The organism is Neobacillus drentensis (assembly GCF_036965245.1).
In the GTDB taxonomy this organism is placed as follows: Bacteria; Bacillota; Bacilli; order Bacillales; family Cytobacillaceae; genus Neobacillus; species Neobacillus drentensis_G.
On record NZ_JBALPG010000041.1, the window covers coordinates 1 to 16,123 of the forward strand.

At 37.9% G+C, this 16,123-nt stretch carries 17 protein-coding genes and 1 pseudogene; 13 read left to right on the forward strand and 5 right to left on the reverse strand.

All coding sequences use genetic code 11. From position 1 onward, the window contains the following. Positions 1-192: 192 nt before the first annotated feature. The 3 genes from V7150_RS10245 to opuFB all read left to right on the forward strand — a co-directional run bounded on the left by V7150_RS10245 (position 193) and on the right by opuFB (position 3,239). Positions 193-507, forward strand: a complete 315-nt coding sequence (locus V7150_RS10245) for a thioredoxin family protein (RefSeq protein ID WP_335517182.1) — start codon at positions 193-195, stop codon at positions 505-507. A 253-nt stretch (positions 508-760) separates the two neighbouring features. After that, positions 761-1,729, forward strand: a complete 969-nt coding sequence (locus V7150_RS10250) for an ABC transporter ATP-binding protein (RefSeq protein WP_335517185.1) — start codon at positions 761-763, stop codon at positions 1,727-1,729. Next, positions 1,722-3,239 (forward strand): osmoprotectant update ABC transporter permease/substrate-binding subunit OpuFB, encoded by a 1,518-nt coding sequence (gene opuFB / locus V7150_RS10255; RefSeq protein WP_335517188.1) that lies wholly within the window; start codon positions 1,722-1,724, stop codon positions 3,237-3,239. Before V7150_RS10250 ends, opuFB begins: the two co-directional genes overlap by 8 nt. A 141-nt stretch (positions 3,240-3,380) precedes the next feature. Here the strand turns inward: opuFB and V7150_RS10260 are convergent, their stop codons facing one another. From V7150_RS10260 to guaC, 3 genes are all read right to left on the reverse strand, one after another. After that, a complete protein-coding gene (locus V7150_RS10260) occupies positions 3,381-4,064 on the reverse strand; it encodes a diphthine--ammonia ligase (RefSeq protein WP_335517192.1) in 684 nt (227 codons plus the stop codon). Between the two features lie 209 nt (positions 4,065-4,273). Then, positions 4,274-5,257: a ring-cleaving dioxygenase gene (locus tag V7150_RS10265; protein ID WP_335517195.1), complete on the reverse strand. Its 984-nt coding sequence runs from the start codon at positions 5,255-5,257 to the stop codon at positions 4,274-4,276. Positions 5,258-5,556: 299 nt separating this feature from the next. Then, positions 5,557-6,540: a GMP reductase gene (gene guaC / locus V7150_RS10270; RefSeq protein ID WP_335517198.1), complete on the reverse strand. Its 984-nt coding sequence runs from the start codon at positions 6,538-6,540 to the stop codon at positions 5,557-5,559. A 247-nt stretch (positions 6,541-6,787) separates the two neighbouring features. Between guaC and V7150_RS10275 the strand changes: the two genes are divergently transcribed. The 4 genes from V7150_RS10275 (at position 6,788) to V7150_RS10290 (ending at position 8,423) form a co-directional block, all read left to right on the forward strand. Beyond that, complete coding sequence (locus V7150_RS10275; protein ID WP_335517201.1) at positions 6,788-6,922, forward strand: hypothetical protein; 135 nt, start codon at positions 6,788-6,790, stop codon at positions 6,920-6,922. A 39-nt stretch (positions 6,923-6,961) separates the two neighbouring features. Next, positions 6,962-7,111, forward strand: a complete 150-nt coding sequence (locus V7150_RS10280; RefSeq protein WP_335517204.1) for a hypothetical protein — start codon at positions 6,962-6,964, stop codon at positions 7,109-7,111. A 30-nt stretch (positions 7,112-7,141) separates the two neighbouring features. Beyond that, the gene (locus V7150_RS10285; protein WP_335517207.1) at positions 7,142-7,333 is read left to right on the forward strand and encodes a hypothetical protein; all 192 of its coding nucleotides are present in this window, start codon (positions 7,142-7,144) and stop codon (positions 7,331-7,333) included. Between the two features lie 88 nt (positions 7,334-7,421). Next, positions 7,422-8,423, forward strand: a complete 1,002-nt coding sequence (locus V7150_RS10290; protein ID WP_335517211.1) for an LLM class flavin-dependent oxidoreductase — start codon at positions 7,422-7,424, stop codon at positions 8,421-8,423. Positions 8,424-8,555: 132 nt separating this feature from the next. Here V7150_RS10290 and V7150_RS10295 read toward each other — a convergent pair whose 3' ends face one another. Then, entirely contained in the window at positions 8,556-9,404 is an 849-nt protein-coding gene (locus V7150_RS10295; protein ID WP_335517214.1) for an EcsC family protein, read from the reverse strand. Between the two features lie 97 nt (positions 9,405-9,501). Between V7150_RS10295 and V7150_RS10300 the strand changes: the two genes are divergently transcribed. After that, entirely contained in the window at positions 9,502-9,666 is a 165-nt protein-coding gene (locus V7150_RS10300) for a hypothetical protein (protein ID WP_335517216.1), read from the forward strand. A 64-nt stretch (positions 9,667-9,730) separates the two neighbouring features. On the opposite strand, the gene serC is transcribed toward V7150_RS10300, so the two are convergent. Next, positions 9,731-10,828, reverse strand: coding sequence for a 3-phosphoserine/phosphohydroxythreonine transaminase (serC, locus tag V7150_RS10305; protein ID WP_335517219.1), 1,098 nt, complete (start codon positions 10,826-10,828; stop codon positions 9,731-9,733). A 184-nt stretch (positions 10,829-11,012) separates the two neighbouring features. Here serC and V7150_RS10310 point away from each other — a divergent pair, with 184 nt between their 5' ends. From V7150_RS10310 to V7150_RS10330, 5 genes and pseudogenes are all read left to right on the forward strand, one after another. Beyond that, a complete protein-coding gene (locus V7150_RS10310) occupies positions 11,013-11,207 on the forward strand; it encodes a hypothetical protein (RefSeq protein ID WP_335517222.1) in 195 nt (64 codons plus the stop codon). Between the two features lie 180 nt (positions 11,208-11,387). Beyond that, entirely contained in the window at positions 11,388-11,927 is a 540-nt protein-coding gene (locus V7150_RS10315; protein ID WP_335517225.1) for an HXXEE domain-containing protein, read from the forward strand. 653 nt (positions 11,928-12,580) lie between these two features. After that, positions 12,581-12,871: pseudogene (locus V7150_RS10320) on the forward strand (DUF169 domain-containing protein); the annotation flags it as partial. Positions 12,872-12,951: 80 nt separating this feature from the next. Further along, the gene (locus V7150_RS10325; RefSeq protein WP_335517228.1) at positions 12,952-14,508 is read left to right on the forward strand and encodes a class I adenylate-forming enzyme family protein; all 1,557 of its coding nucleotides are present in this window, start codon (positions 12,952-12,954) and stop codon (positions 14,506-14,508) included. Between the two features lie 37 nt (positions 14,509-14,545). After that, on the forward strand, positions 14,546-16,114 hold the full coding sequence (locus tag V7150_RS10330) for a class I adenylate-forming enzyme family protein (RefSeq protein WP_335517231.1): 1,569 nt from the start codon (positions 14,546-14,548) through the stop codon (positions 16,112-16,114). Positions 16,115-16,123: the final 9 nt, after the last annotated feature.

The window sequence follows — 16,123 nt, forward strand, 5'->3', positions numbered from 1 at the left end:
AATTAGAATTATAGCTCGAGTCCCATTATAGGGATTTTCGGTATTTAACAAAGTGGTTTTTATAAATGGTGCAAAATCGAAAAAAGTAATAAGTTTTTTTCAAAAGAAGGTTCAATTCCTTGCTTTCTATATAAAATGATTTTAAGCTAAGACAGAGCTTAATAATATACAATGAATTAGGGGAGAAAGAACATGAAACAAGTAGCAACTGAGCAAGAATACCGTGAGCAAATCACAAAAGATGAACTAACCGTGGGTATTTTTACAACTACATGGTGTCCGGACTGCAAACGATTAGCGATGTTCATAGATGAAATTATCGAAGAGAACCAAGACAAACAATGGATGAAAATTGACCGCGATGAATTTCCGGAAATTTCTGAAGAACAAAATGTAATGGGAATACCTTCTTTATTAGTATTTAAAAATGGTGAAAAATTGGCCCATTTACATAGTGCCAACGCCAAAACACCGGACCAAGTTAGAGAATTCTTAAATAATCTATAATTGTACCCTCATGGGGTGTTCTTGAGAACAAAAAAGTGCCAGGTAACCTCAAAAAAATTGAAAGGTGCCTAGCACTTTTTTTACTGAAACAGAAGATAAAAGGGCAATTCTTACTTGTGCTTGGCTATAGACCCTCAACGGAAATCGTATTCTTTTACTCAACGACTATTTCCCTGTTATCTTAGTAACAAGAATAAATTTCCTTGAAAGGTGATGAAATCCAGTATAACAAGATTGAACGAGGAGTGAGAGTATGATCCGCTTTGAAAAGGTAACAAAGCGATACCAAGATGGCACCACTGCTATCAAGTCCATTAATTTGGAAATTAAGGAGGGGGAGTTTTTTGTCATCATTGGGCCTAGCGGCTGTGGGAAAACCACGATTCTCAAAATGATGAACCGACTAATTGAATTAACTGACGGCACCATTTTTGTCTATGATAAAAAAATTAGTGACTATAACATCCACGAGCTCCGCTGGAACATGGGATATGTTCTCCAGCAAATTGCGCTATTTCCTCATATGACGATAGAAGAAAATATTGCGATTGTCCCTGAATTGAAAAAATGGAACAATGAGAAGATTCGGCAGAGAACCGATGAATTGATGGAAATGGTTGGTTTACCGCCTGAAAAATTTCGAGGCCGAAAACCAAAAGAACTTTCTGGCGGCCAACAGCAAAGAGTCGGTGTGATACGTGCACTAGCCTCGGATCCCGGAATTTTGTTAATGGACGAACCATTCAGTGCGCTTGACCCTATTAGCAGAGAAAAATTACAGGATGACATCCTTGAAATACAGCGAAAAATTAATAAAACGATTATTTTCGTTACCCATGATATGCAGGAGGCAATCAAGCTTGGAGACCGAATTTGCCTCATGAAGGATGGAGAAATTGTTCAAGTTGGGACAACTAAAGAAATTATCGAGAGTCCGGCCAATGATTTTGTCCGAGATTTTGTGGGGGCTCAATCAGTTGCAATAAAGGAGAATGTCCAGTTAGAAAACATTTTCGATCAACTCATGACGACACAAGGCTCGTCAACTCCTGCCGTAACTATTCCGATATCGACCTCGCTAAGAGAGGCCCTTATATTGTTAACTGAGCATGAACAATTGTCAGTGGAAAAAGAAGGTCAAATAATCGGTACAATAACAAGACAAACAGTAATAAAGTATATGGCGGATGGTTTGCAGGAAGGAGGTCAAGGCAATGGATAATTTTGCAGATGTTTTCAAAGAAAGACAATCGCAATTGTGGAGTGCCTTGCTTGAGCATATAGAACTATCCCTTATTGCCTTGTTTTTTGCAATCCTTATTGCGATTCCCCTCGGAATCTATTTGACTAAAAAGCAAAAGATTGCGGAAGCGATTATCGGCATTACCGCCATCCTTCAAACGATTCCATCATTAGCCCTTTTAGGCCTATTAATTCCTTTGTTTGGAATCGGAAAAGTACCCGCGGTCATTGCCTTAGTGATTTATGCACTGCTTCCAATCCTTAGAAATACATATACAGGAATCAAAGAGGTAGATCCCTCGCTAATTGAAGCAGCTAGAGCGATGGGGATGAACAGAAGACAAAGATTATTAAAGGTAGAACTCCCTCTTGCCACTCCCGTAATAATGGCCGGAATACGTACGGCGATGGTTTTAATAATAGGAACAGCAACATTAGCTGCGCTCATTGGCGCTGGAGGATTAGGAGACATAATCCTTCTGGGGATTGACAGAAACAATTCATCCCTGATTATTCTTGGAGCTATTCCGGCAGCAGTTCTTGCCATTCTTATTGACGTATTCTTGAGGCAATTTGAACGAGTATCTTTCAAAAAGTCATTGATTACTTTTGGCGTAATGGCAGCGGCTGCAATCCTGATTATCGCCATTCCGTCCATAATAAATCAGGACCAGAAAAAAATTGTCATTGGCGGGAAACTTGGTTCAGAACCGGAAATATTGATTAATATGTATAAACTGCTAATCGAGGAAGATACAAACCTAAGTGTTGAACTTAAACCAGGACTGGGGAAAACTTCGTTTGTTTTCAACGCTTTAAAGTCTGGCAGTATTGATGTGTACCCTGAATTTACTGGAACGGCCATTTCAGAATTTTTAAAAGAGACAGCTGTAAGTACAGACAGAAGACAGGTGTATGACCAAGCACGGACTGGCTTGTTAAAAAAATATAATATGGAAATGTTGGAACCAATGAGTTACAACAACACGTATGCATTGGCTGTCCCAAAGCCATTGGCTGAAAAGGAAGCTTTGAGGACGATTTCTGATTTGCATAAGATGAAGGACAGTGTAAAGGCCGGTTTTACCTTGGAGTTTGCTGATCGTGAGGATGGATATCGAGGGATTCAAGAACTTTATGGAATCACATTTGATAACGTCAAAACTATGGAACCGAAACTCCGTTACAATGCGATTAAATCAGGGGATATTGACTTAGTCGATGCGTACTCAACAGATAGTGAATTAAGGCAATATAATCTTTATGTTTTAGAGGATGATCAGCATCTTTTTCCTCCATATCAAGGTGCACCTTTATTAAGGAAGGAAACCGTTCAACAATATCCGGAAATCAAGGCCGCATTAAATAAGCTTGCTGGAAAAATCACTGACGATCAAATGCGCGAGATGAATTATCAAGTAAATGTAAACGGTGAAAGCGCCAATGAAGTTGCCAAGAAATTTTTACAAAAAGAAGGGTTAATTAAATAAATATCCGAGACCTAAAGAACTTATCATGAGTACAGAAATGAGGAGGTAAAGTTAAATCCTGGAACCATAGTTATAGTATAAACATCGTAAAAACAGCAAGAATGAGCTTGGAGAAATGTTCTCTAAGCTCATTCCGTTTCTCTACTTACTACTTTCTACAAGACGATAACCCTTAAACTCCAGTTTCTTGGTTGTTTCAAGTTGAATTACTTCCCCTTGCTCCAATTGGACCCTTTTTGAAAATAAAGGTCCGTCAAATACAAAGGAATGATATTCACCTGATTCTCCCATTGGGCAAATTGTTGTCTTTTGTACATCTAGTAAGAATGATTCATTGATAATCCTGCCGAGCCAGGATTCATCCAATACATCTTCCCGTACACGAATAACGACTGCTTCATAGCCAGAGCGGATATAGGTTTCAAGCGCTTGAAATGACGCTTCCTTTTCCATCCAAAGCGGATAGATAGCCTCAACACCAGAGGCGTCAGCAACTTTTTCACCCCATTCACGGTGTCCTTCTAAGTATAAATCTCCATATGCGATGCCAGTAATTTTTTCTTGTTTTTTCAAAAATTGTACAGTTTTGACAAATTGATCGGTATAGTCTTCGTAGGAGCATTCGATAAAATAAACAGGAATAGAAAGTGCTTCTCCTTGTAATTTAATCATTTCTGTTCGTTCTCCATGACCAAAAGTTCGACCATGTTCTGTTGGTACGGTTGTGAGTAAGTAAACAATCTCATATCCTTGCCTAATAAGAATATCTAAGGCTAAACAACAATCTTTTCCGCCACTCCAAGATAACACAATTCGTTTTTTCAAGAGGTATCATCCTTATTCAACATTTATTTGTTTTATTAGATAGGTAAAATAATTTCTATTAAACTACTATATCAGATTTACCGTTTTCCTGTACTAACTGAGAAATGGGGGAAAGCTACTCTTAGCTGGACAATTCTCAAAGTTCAATGATATAAATTCTAATAAGATAAAAAAAAACGGAGCAAATAGCCCCGCATGATGTTGAATGTTTAATTGTATTCTTTCACAAATTCCTTTGTACTCCTCACAGTATCAATCGGGCGAACAAATTTTTCAATTTGACTTCGTTTTGGTTCTAAAAATGGAGGTAAAGATAATTTTTCTCCAAGTGTTTCATAAGGTTCATCTCCCATAAATCCAGGGCCATCTGTGGCAAATTCAAATAAGATTTGTGGAGCAACTCTTACGTACAATGACCCGAAAAAGTAGCGATCGATAAAACCGGAGGTACCGAATCCAAAGCCTTCTATCCGTTTCATCCATTCTTCCAAAACCGTACGGTCTTCAACACGGAAGGCCGCGTGGTGAACGGTACCAAAACCTTGTTGTGCTTGTGGCAGAATGGCATTGTATTCGACAACTACTTGGGCACCGTTGCCGCCTTCACTAACTTCAAATAAATGAAATGAGCCCTCTAGGGCGATTTCGTTAAATAAGAGTACTTTTTCCATCATTTCCTTAAAATAATCAAAGTTTGCCACGCGAACAAAGAGGGGTCCTAAACCAGTTATCGCATATTCTAATGGAATTGGTCCTTTTTTCCATGGTGAACCGCTCGCAACACCTTTATTGTTTTCATCTGAAATTAATTGGTATTGTTGGTCATCAAAATCAACAAAAGAAAGCGTCTTTTTGCCAAATAGTTCTTTGATACCTGTATGCTTTATTTCTAACCGATCAAAACGTTTTACCCAATACTCAATGGCGGCATCGCTTGGTACGCGGAAGGACGTTTTTGAAATTTCATTCGTCCCATGTACCCCTTTAGGAATGCCAGGGAAATCGAAGAATGTCATATCTGTACCGGGACTGCCTGCATCATCAGAAAAAAATAAATGATACGTTTGGATGTCATCTTGATTTACTGTTTTCTTTACCAATCGCATCCCTAACACAAATGTAAAAAATTCATAATTCTTTTCTGCGCTGCTCGTTATCGCAGTAACATGGTGAATTCCTTTTAAACCGTTCATTTTATACCCTCCAATGTACTTGATTTTGTGCATATCCATATTATTTTCACTTTAAGCATGTTCACTACTCAAGAAATAGGTCATCCCTTTACTAGACTCAAAATAATAAAAAAATGAAAATTTGATCAAGTGATTACCTTTAATTTAAATATCTTTAATTCGAGATAAATTGTATCATGCTTCATTTTAACTGTCAATGGATATGATGGGGAAGGAGAGTATCCCAAAATAAAAAGATGAGCAAGAACTGAAGAATCTTGCTCATCTAACAATAAATGATAATTTTTCAAAATAGACCATTAATAGATCTTATCACCGTTAAAGATAGAATTTTTCACAACAACATAATCTACATTGCGGATTGCTTCTAACTTGTTTCCACCGGCATAAGAAATCGATGATTGAAGATCTTGTTCCATTTCTGTCAAAGTATCGATTAATGATCCCCTGTACTCGACATACATTTTTTTACCTTCAACATTTTTCTTTTCGCCTTTTTGAAACTCTGAAGCGGAACCAAAGTATTCTTTAAAGAGTTTGCCATCTTTCTCAATAGTTTCTCCTGGAGATTCTTCATGACCAGCAAATAAAGAACCAATCATGACCATGCTAGCCCCAAATCTGACAGATTTAGCAATATCCCCATGTGTCCGAATACCACCGTCAGCAATAACAGGCTTACTTGCTGCCTTTGCACACCAGCGCAGTGCAGCTAATTGCCAGCCGCCAGTTCCAAAGCCAGTTTTAATCTTAGTAATACATACCTTTCCTGGTCCAATTCCTACTTTTGTTGCATCTGCACCTGCATGTTCCAATTCTCTTACAGCTTCGGGTGTTCCGACATTTCCTGCAATAACAAAGCTTTGAGGTAAATGTTGCTTTATATGCTTAATCATCTCAATTACTGCATTTGAATGACCATGGGCGATGTCAATCGTAATGTATTCCGGTGTAAGCTGTTCATCTGCTAATTGTTGGATAAATTGATATTCTTCCTCTTTGACGCCCACGCTAATAGAGGCGAACAATCCACGTGATTTCATGTCTTTAATAAAAGAAAGTCGCTTCTCTGGTTCAAAACGATGCATGACATAGAAGTAACCATTTTCCGCTAAGTATATGGATAGCTTTTCGTCGATAATCGTTTGCATATTTGCAGGTACTACAGGTAATTTAAAAGTATGACCGCCTAAGGTTACGGATGTATCACACTCAGATCGGCTATTAACTATACATTTTGCTGGAATCAATTGAATATCTTCATAATCAAACACATTTTCCATGAATCGCACCCCTAAACACGAATATTTAAGTATAATAATATATAATTGTTCGTACATTTGCTAATTTACATCATTTTTATTACTATGTCAAAGGTTAAAATGTTTATTTTTATAAAAATTACAGCCATATTATAAAAAAAACCTCCGAACATACTGAATCTAGTGATGGACAACATAAAAAATTAAAAAGTTATCAATACTAATCGTGATTGCAGCCCGAGAAGCAGTCATGAAAGGAGAGGTGGGAATGGATCAAAGGGATAAAACTAACGATCATGCCACAGTAGAATTAAATAAGGCACTTAGTAAAAGTAAACCTAGGAACAACATAAAAATGAGTGAAGCAGAGTTACGGATGAAAAATCAAGGAAAGAAAAGCTAAGGAAAAAGCTCAACAAACTTTATTAACTGGAGGAGAACTATGGAAAGTAGAAATCCAATTGAGTTTACTGGGAAGGTCCTAGATCAAAGAAATACCCTTACTGGTCCTGATGATTCGGGAAAAGGGTCGTATCCAAAACGCCCTATACATGTCTCAATTCAGCAGTCAAATAATAAAAAGGGTAAATAGCATTTCGGTGAAAGTCGGGAAGACTGGATAATGGTTTTTAAAGAGGGGGGATGCCTCCTCTTTTTGGTTGGAACCATGGCAGAACTTTGTAGAAACAAAACAATAAGAGAAAGATATCCAATAAATAGAGTTATTGGAGCCCGCTTCGAAGAAAAAAGCAAGAGAAAGGTATCCAATAGAGACATTGCGACAAAAAAATCAACATATCCAAATGTAGTATGATTCGACCATGGGCAGATAAATGTAATTCCTGCATTTCAATTGTTACTATAGTAATAGTGAATCTCTAAAAGAAAGGACAAATGTAAAAATGGCAACTATTCATTTACCTGTTTCTGTCTTAAATCTAGCCCCTATCCGTAAGGGGCAGGGTCCAAAACAAGCGATTGATGCCATGGTGGATCTTGCACAAGCAGTCGAAAAAATGGGATATCAACGATATTGGATTGCAGAGCATCATAATACTCCAACACTTGTCAGTTCTGCTACGTCTATTTTAATCAAGCATACATTAGAACATACCAATCACATTCGTGTTGGGTCCGGCGGTGTCATGCTGCCTAACCATTCCCCATTAGTAGTGGCTGAACAATTCGGAACGATGGCCACAATTTATCCAAATCGTGTCGACCTGGGGCTAGGCCGTGCGCCTGGTACAGACATGATGACCGCAAACGCCTTAAGACGTTCGACAAATGATTCTGTTTATACATTTCCAGATGATGTTAATGCCTTGCTCACTTATTTTGGCCCGGAAGATCAGCAAAATTATGTAAGAGCCTATCCTGGAGTTGGTACGAATATTCCAATCTTTATCCTCGGTTCGTCTACCGATTCAGCATACTTAGCAGCAAGATTAGGTCTGCCATATGTATTTGCTTCCCACTTTGCACCGAGGTATATGGAAGAAGCGATTTCGATTTATCGTGACCGCTTCCAGCCATCTGAGTACTTGGACAAGCCATATATGATGGTATGTTTAAATGTGATTGCCGCGGAAACCGATGAAGAGGCAAAATGGTTAGCGACAACAATGCAGCAATTTTTCCTAAATGTGGTACGTGGTTCGAGGAATCAGCTGCTTCCGCCTGTTGAGAATATGGATGAGGTATGGAATTCCATGGAAAAAGAAATGGCCGCATCAATGTCAAATGTAACGCTGATGGGAAGCAAAGCGACTGTTAGACAACAATTGACTGGTTTTCAAGAAAAATATAACGTAGAAGAACTAATGGCTGTGTCATATATTTATGATCCTGAAAAACAAAAACGATCGTATGAAATATTGAAGGAAATTGTGGACGGGAAATAGTGAGTAATTTGAATATTAAAATCGAGTGGGGCCCTAGCTGATGAGGGATTAATCGCTCTTATTCAAAGGAATTTAGTTAAACGAAAGGCATGTACATTTCATTGCGTACATGCCTTTTCGTTGAGTTATGGATTATTCATTCTCAACTACTGTTTTTGCCTGCAGTTTTTCTAATTGATTTATCCGCTCTATTATTCTCCGTTTTCGGTATAGCATCATTCCTGTTTCGGCAACATCGCCAATAGATGATCTATTTATGATTGCACCAAAAATGATTCCGGTAATCGGGATCATTTGAAAAAGTTTTTTCCAGCCAAAATTATCTCGAAAAGTAGTAACAACTTCACGCCATCCTTGCAATTGAGAAATCATTTGTTCGTTCTGCTTGTCTTGATCAAATGTGGAAAGGTCCTCTAAAATAGCCTTTTTCCCAACAATATCTGAAGAGGTAAACTGCAGACATTTTACAATGAATATTCTTTCCGACTTTTCTTTCGGGTCATACCCATAACATAGGGAAATCTCTTGTAAAACTTTTAGTGATAATCCAAGGAGGAGTGGGATATCAATTGCCAGGGTAAACAATCCGCCAATCCCTGTTGTTGCCCCTTGGATAGTTGCCATTTTTGTTCTAGAGTTTCTTACTTCATTTGCAACCTCATCCATCGTGCTGATCGGTAACTGCTCTAGTTGATCGATGCTTGTGATATTCCCTTCCATTGAAGAATCCTTGGAAGTAAACTTTTTTAGAATACTTTTCTCACTTATTAAATATTTCCCACCGGTCTGTATGAAACTACCTAATTCATCAATCAACAGTCCAATTTTTTCTTGAATAAATTTTGGAGTTAGTTTATCAAGGAACACGAATGGTAATCGTCCAATTTTCTCCCAAAACCACAAACCCTTTTGGTTCTTTTCCCATTTTTCTATCTTTTTCAATTCTTTCTTTAAATAATCAGCTGATTCAACTTTTGTCAAAACATATCAACTCCGCATTCGTCATTAATAAATATCTTTAAATGGATATACGGACAATAATAAAACTAGTTTCAACTTTATAAGGTGAAATATTCTTTTGTCACAATTGTTTTTTCATAATGATAGGAATAACCTAAAGGTTAGGGAACAAGTACTTTTAGACGTCCATGAAAAGGCTGTGGAAGGAACAGCTAAGAAGGATAAATTACGGAGAATGGAGAAAGTTCTTTCTGATGAGGTGAATATTAACTTAATTCATTAGATAAGTGGAGGCAATTCATTTTAAAGAATGCCTCCGTTTTGTTGATTAGTAGGGTTTGAAAAGTTTAGTTATGATCCTTTTGGAATTGAATCATAAACTCACTGAATGCTTTGCACGCCTCAAAAGGAACAGCATTGTAAGCTGATACGCGGCATCCGCCGATGGAACGATGGCCATTTACTCCTATAAAGCCTTCTTGTTTAGCTTGCTCTAAGAATTTCTTTTCTAAGTCCTTCGTTTTTAAAGTAAAGGTAATATTCATAAATGAACGACTATCCGGTTCAGCATGACCACTGTAAAAACCATTACTAACATCGATTACGTCATAAATCAGTTTTGCTTTTTTGTCATTTTGCTCAGCAATTGAAGTTAATCCACCTATTTCACGTGCCCAGTTAAGGACCTCTCCCAGCATGTAAATGCCAAAGGTTGGGGGTGTGTTATACAAGGAATTGTTCTTAGCATGCGTACTGTACTTTAACATTGTTGGGATATTTGTGTTCGCTTGTTCAAGCAAATCCTTGCGTATAATGACAACAGTCACACCAGATGGGCCGAGATTTTTCTGTGCACCGGCATATATTAGGGCAAACTTGCTGACATCAATCGGTTTAGAGAGAATATCACTTGACATGTCTGCGATTAATGGAACATCCCCAGTTTCAGGGAAGTCCTTCCACTGTGTCCCAAAAATCGTATTGTTTGAAGTGAGATGTAAATAAGCATCACCAGTATGATACTGCACATCATCAATGTTCGGAATCCGGCTATAGTTGCCTTCTTTTGTGGAAGCAGCATGGTAAACATCGCCAAATAATTTTGCTTCGGAGAATGCCTTTTCCGACCAAGAACCGGTCATAACATATCCAGCTTTTTTCCCTATTTGTAAAAAATTCATAGGGATCATTGAAAACTGAAGACTAGCTCCCCCCTGTAGAAAAAGAACTTCATAGGTATCCGGGATAGATAGGAGTTCCTTTAAGCTGCTAATCGCCTGATTATGTACTTCCTCATAGGCGATGCTCCGGTGGCTTAACTCCATAACTGACATTCCTGTACCACGAAAATCAATCAATTGTGCCTGAGCTTTCTCCAGGACGGAAATAGGTAAAGCGGATGGACCAGCATTAAAATTGAATGCTCGGTGTGTTTGCAGTTTCATTTTTCCTCACTCCATTTTTTATTTACTTGAATATATCATATTTTTTTAATATTAGGAAAATTAAAGCGGTTACATTATAAAAATAAATATTTAAGGTGTAGGATATGTAACATAGATAGGTTATTCGCGACCGAAGGTGAAAAAAGAGTGGTGATTTTTGAGAGGGTCTACGTGACTGAAACAAATGAAAAAGGGATTGAATGGTCACATAGAGAGGGTCTACGGGGCCGAAACCGAGGAAAAAGAGAGGGTATGGTCAATTAGGAAGGTCTACGTGACCGAAATTGATGAAACTGGATACGTTTGGTCACGTAGCAAGTTTTTACCTGACCGAATCAAAAAAAGAGAGATTGTTAACTTTAACAAGGTTCTTGGTTAAATCGGGATGCGATCCAGCATATAAATAATAGATTTGTTCTTGGAAAAAAGGTATTTTTCAAACCATTTTATTACATATAAACTATATAATAGGAGAGGGGGATTTGATTACGATACAACTTCATTTAGAAATGCCAATTAATCTTTTGAGAAAATAATTAATTAAGGAGAGATGCAGAGAATGTTAGATTGGGTCAATTCGAAAATAAGCCTCGAAACTTTGATATGGCTGTTTCCAATTACTTTTTTATTGCATGATTTTGAGGAAATTATTTTTGTTGAGTCATGGTTTAAAAAGAACTACGCAAAATTAGAACCAATGGTACCTAAAAGAATGAAATCGGTGTTTCAAGACTTATCAGAAACAACTGCGGCAAGATTTTCTATTCCCGTCTTTATGCAATTTATTGTCTATATCGTTGCTTCCTATCTCGCAGTTGAACAACAATATTATGATGTATTTTTGGGTTTAAATGTACTATTATTTCTCCATGTTTTTACACATCTTGGGCAGTCCGCACTTTTTCGTTGCTATGCCCTTGGAGTAGGTACAGCACTATTGATTACGTTGCCCTATTCCCTTTATTTGTTTTATAGGCTTTTAAATGAAGCCATCATTGGATTTGATGGTTTGATATTCAGCCTCCCTTATGGATTGATTACCATTTTGATTGTTTGGTTTGGCCATAAGATTGCACCGAAAATTCTTCCTAATATTTAGAAGGAATGATTAGTATGTAACCGAATCTTCTTGAAAAAAGAACCTCGTAATATATTCTAGTTAAAATATGAGTGTAATTTACTTCCCGGTTATTATTATTTGACATCCTTAATGCTCGCAAACTCTTTAAAGTCGATATCTTGCCTGTCACATTGGTCACAAAATGATTTATACCCTCCTTACAAGAATAGTATAAAGCATTATTAACAGAATCCTTTCCCTGATGCAAAAACAATTTACACTGTTTGCAAAATTGTACAGCTGTTGTTTTTTCTTAACATTTGTCCAAATAGAATTATCATTTCAAGCGGTCAAAGAGTTTATCATCTCCATGTACAAGGCAATGAAATCTATCATGGAAATTAAGTTTTTCTTCATTTGCTAATGTCGCAAAAAGGCATGTTTGTCTACCATGTAAGAAAGATTTTTTCTTATATTTTCTATAGTGAAGCCCGGCTTCATGGATGGCTTAAGGAAAGGTTGGTACAATTCTTGCATTCCCTTTTGTAGGTCGCAAACCCCAAACTCTATTTTGTGTTGTGTAAAATTATGAAATTCCACAATCCAGAAATATTTAGGGGGAAATTTTAAACAAAGGAGGAATCACTCGAGTGTAAGAATGGAAGAAAACCGTTTCTGATTTACAAGAGCCTTTAAAAATTAAAATCGTGCCAATCGGGATGAAATTATTTCAATCTCGGGCAGAAATGGAAGCGGTTCCAAAAATCAAACGGTCCAAGCAGGTTCATACAACTGACCAAATTGTGGCTCAAGCAGCCAGACTCGGCTGGACGGTGGGGATCACGAATGAGGATTTAGTAGGTGCTCAATACGGCGCAGCTATTGGTCTTCACGCGCAAGATGAAAAATGGCCAATTGAAGGGATGAAGAATATGAGCCGAACGTTATCCGATTCCTCAATTCGGTATTCAGCAGGATGTTAGGAGCGGTCTTGAGGTGAGTAAAGGCAAAATGAGTTCGTTTTCCAAATTTAATTCAAAAAAACCTAGGGGTGAAGGCTAAAGTGAGTGAGATTACAATCTTAAATCGTGTTGCAATTGGTGATATTGTTCGCAGGACTGCCGCAAAAAGTCCTGAAAAAACGGCGATTATTTCCGGTGAAAGAAGGATTAGCTATAAAGACTTTAACAATGATTGTAACCGATTTGCCCACTACTTATTAGACCTTGGATTAGAAAAAGGAGATACAGTGGCAACGATTTGCAGTAATTCCTGGCAGTTTCTTGTTGCTATTTTCGGAATTGCCAAGGCTGGTTTAGTATGGGTTCCGCTTAATCCTGGAGTTTCTTTCAATGAAAAATCATATATTCTTTCGGAAGTTCAAGCAAAAGTGCTTATATGTGACGAGGTATTTTTACAGGGGAAAAAAGAAGAATTTTCAAGTATTTGTCCTGAATTACTTGTAATTGGCAGTGGGGCACTTGAAACAGAAAAATTTGAAAATACACTGCAAACCAATAAAACAGATGAACCGGAAGTAGATATTGGTGATCGGGATATTGCCCAGATTATGTTTACGAGTGGTACCACTGGAACACCGAAAGGAGTACTCATTAACCATCAAGCGGTGTTCATTGCCAGTCTATCCAATATTATCGAGGCTGGATTGGAGAAAAAGGACATTGCTACACTATTGATGCCCGTGTTCCATTGCGCTCAACATGCACTTGTTGCTGCCTTTTTCCATCTGGGTGTTACCGTTGTAATCATTCAAGGGTTTGAGCCAGAATCATTTATGAAAACGGTTGAAAAAGAAAAGATTACATGGATGTTTGCTTTACCAATGATGTATAGAGCGTTTCTCTATCATCCTTCTTTTAAAAAATATGATTTATCAAGCTTGCGCTATTGTTTATATGCGATGGCACCAATGGATCGGAATACGCTTGAAAAAGGGATCAATGAACTTGGCTGTGACTTTGCACTTGGGTCTGGGCAAACGGAAATGTATCCGGCTACCTGTGTTTTCAAACCAGAGGACCAGCTAAGTAAATCCGGACCTTATTGGGGTGTACCATCCATAATTACGGATATAGCGATTATGAATGAAAACGGGACATTACTCGGAAAAAAGGAAGTCGGTGAAATCGTTCATCGCGGCCCAAATGTTATGGCTGGCTACCTCAATAATCCAGAGGAAACGAATAGAGCAAGACAATTTGGCTGGCATCATACTGGGGATTTAGGTTACTTTGATGAGGATGGGCTGCTCGTCTTTGTCGATCGAAAGAAAGATATGATTAAGTCGGGAGGAGAAAATGTTGCTTCCATTCAAGTTGAACAGGTGCTAATTTCCTATCCGAAAGTATTAAATGCAGTTGCTGTGGGTCTTCCACATGAGCGCTGGATTGAAGCCGTAACGGCATTTGTCGTCTTAAAACCAGGGGAGGAAGCGACGAAGGAGGATATCATTAACCACTGCAAAGAACATCTGGGTTCATTCCAAGTTCCAAAAGAAGTGTTAATTGTATCGGAGCTCCCACAGACAACTACGGGAAAAATTCAAAAGCACGTTCTAAGAGAAAAGTATCATAGCCTATATTCTAATCACCCGGTTTAATCTCCGTTTTTTACTCTAAAATGGGAAGGTGACAGTTTTGCAAGATTGGATTGTTCATAAAGTCTTAGCGGATGCAGCTGCAAAGTATCCTGATAAGCCTTTTTTATTCTGCAATGGACAAAGCATCAGATATCGAGAGCTTGATGAAATTACGGATGTTTTAGCTTCAGCACTGCTTCAGGAAGGATTTACAAAAGGAGACACGATTGCGATTTTGGCATTAAATCAGATTGAGTGGATCTATACCTATTTTGCAGCCGCAAAAATTGGCGTGGGTGTAGTGGCCTTAAATGTCCGCTATCGTGGAACAGAATTAGAATATATGCTGAACAATTCAAAAGCAAAAGGTATTGTTTCAATCTCCGGCTACAAAGGATTTAATTTTTCAAGTTTCTTTGAAAACTATCAAGAAAAGGTACCAACTGTTAAAAAGTATTTTTTCATAGAAGCTGGTTTTGAAGGAAGTCTATCTTTCGAGGACTTATTAAATCGCCCTATTGAAAAAGGGAGGCTAGAGGATTCTAAAAAATCAGTAAAGGGAAATGATACAGTTATTGTCATCTACACATCCGGTACAACAGGAAAGCCAAAGGGGACGATGATTACAAACCGAAGTATTTTAGAGTCCGCAAAAGCACAGGCAGAACACTTATCATTCGGGGAAAATGATTGCGCTGTTGGGAATTTGCCGCTCAACCATGTTGGCGGAATTACCTGTACCGTACATGCCCTGCTGTTAAGTTTTGGAAGTATTGTATTGATTCCCGAATTTATTCCGGAAACTGTGCTGCAAGCAATTCATCAAGTGAAACCCACGATTTTTGCCGGGGTGCCTACTATGTTTCTCATGGTACTTAATCATAAAGATATTGATAAATATGACCTAAACTCGATTAAAATTTGCATAGCTGGTGGATCTAATGTCGATCCAAATCAATGTGAAATGATTCAATTCCACTTCCCAAATGCCAAAATTATAAATTTATATGGCCTCAGTGAAACATCCGGTGCTTGTATATTGACGAAATTGACAGATTCTCTTGAGAAGGTGCAGGAAAGTATAGGAGTGCCAATAGGAGATTTCAAAATTAAGATTGTCGATAGTCAACTAAATGAGGTACCGAATGGTGAGGTTGGAGAAATTACGGTAAAAGGGAATTGCCGGGCAACAGGCTACTACGGGCTTGACGAAGAATCAAAATTAGCATTTTCAGATGATGGCTGGTTATATACAGGTGATATTGGCTATCTTGATCATGAAGGGTATGTTTATTTAAAAGGTCGGAAGAAGGAGATGTATATTCAAGGAGGATATAATGTATATCCCACTGAAGTGGAAAACATTCTTATGACCCATGCAAAAGTTTCGTTTGCAGCAGGAATTGGAGTCCCAGATCCATTTCTTGGTGAAGTCGGCTTATATTATATTATCCCAAAAGAAGGTGAGTCTATATCGGAAGAGGAAATAAAATCATTCTGTAGACAGAATTTGGCCGATTATAAAGTCCCAAGGCAAATTGTTTTTGTGAAGAAGCTGCCACAGACACCAGCAGGGAAAATACAAAAGTCAGTTTTAAAACAGGAATATATGAAACAATTGCAATAAGAAGACAAA

What these genes read in the sequence shown, in the direction of transcription:
- V7150_RS10245 (WP_335517182.1), top strand. Translation starts at nt 193, where the DNA reads ATGAAACAAGTAGCAACTGAGCAAGAATACCGTGAGCAAATCACAAAA.
- V7150_RS10250 (WP_335517185.1), top strand. Translation starts at nt 761, where the DNA reads ATGATCCGCTTTGAAAAGGTAACAAAGCGATACCAAGATGGCACCACT.
- opuFB (WP_335517188.1), top strand. Translation starts at nt 1,722, where the DNA reads ATGGATAATTTTGCAGATGTTTTCAAAGAAAGACAATCGCAATTGTGG.
- V7150_RS10265 (WP_335517195.1), bottom strand. Translation starts at nt 5,257, where the DNA reads ATGAACGGTTTAAAAGGAATTCACCATGTTACTGCGATAACGAGCAGC.
- guaC (WP_335517198.1), bottom strand. Translation starts at nt 6,540, where the DNA reads ATGGAAAATGTGTTTGATTATGAAGATATTCAATTGATTCCAGCAAAA.
- V7150_RS10275 (WP_335517201.1), top strand. Translation starts at nt 6,788, where the DNA reads ATGGATCAAAGGGATAAAACTAACGATCATGCCACAGTAGAATTAAAT.
- V7150_RS10280 (WP_335517204.1), top strand. Translation starts at nt 6,962, where the DNA reads ATGGAAAGTAGAAATCCAATTGAGTTTACTGGGAAGGTCCTAGATCAA.
- V7150_RS10285 (WP_335517207.1), top strand. Translation starts at nt 7,142, where the DNA reads ATGGTTTTTAAAGAGGGGGGATGCCTCCTCTTTTTGGTTGGAACCATG.
- V7150_RS10290 (WP_335517211.1), top strand. Translation starts at nt 7,422, where the DNA reads ATGGCAACTATTCATTTACCTGTTTCTGTCTTAAATCTAGCCCCTATC.
- serC (WP_335517219.1), bottom strand. Translation starts at nt 10,828, where the DNA reads ATGAAACTGCAAACACACCGAGCATTCAATTTTAATGCTGGTCCATCC.
- V7150_RS10310 (WP_335517222.1), top strand. Translation starts at nt 11,013, where the DNA reads ATGAAAAAGGGATTGAATGGTCACATAGAGAGGGTCTACGGGGCCGAA.
- V7150_RS10315 (WP_335517225.1), top strand. Translation starts at nt 11,388, where the DNA reads ATGTTAGATTGGGTCAATTCGAAAATAAGCCTCGAAACTTTGATATGG.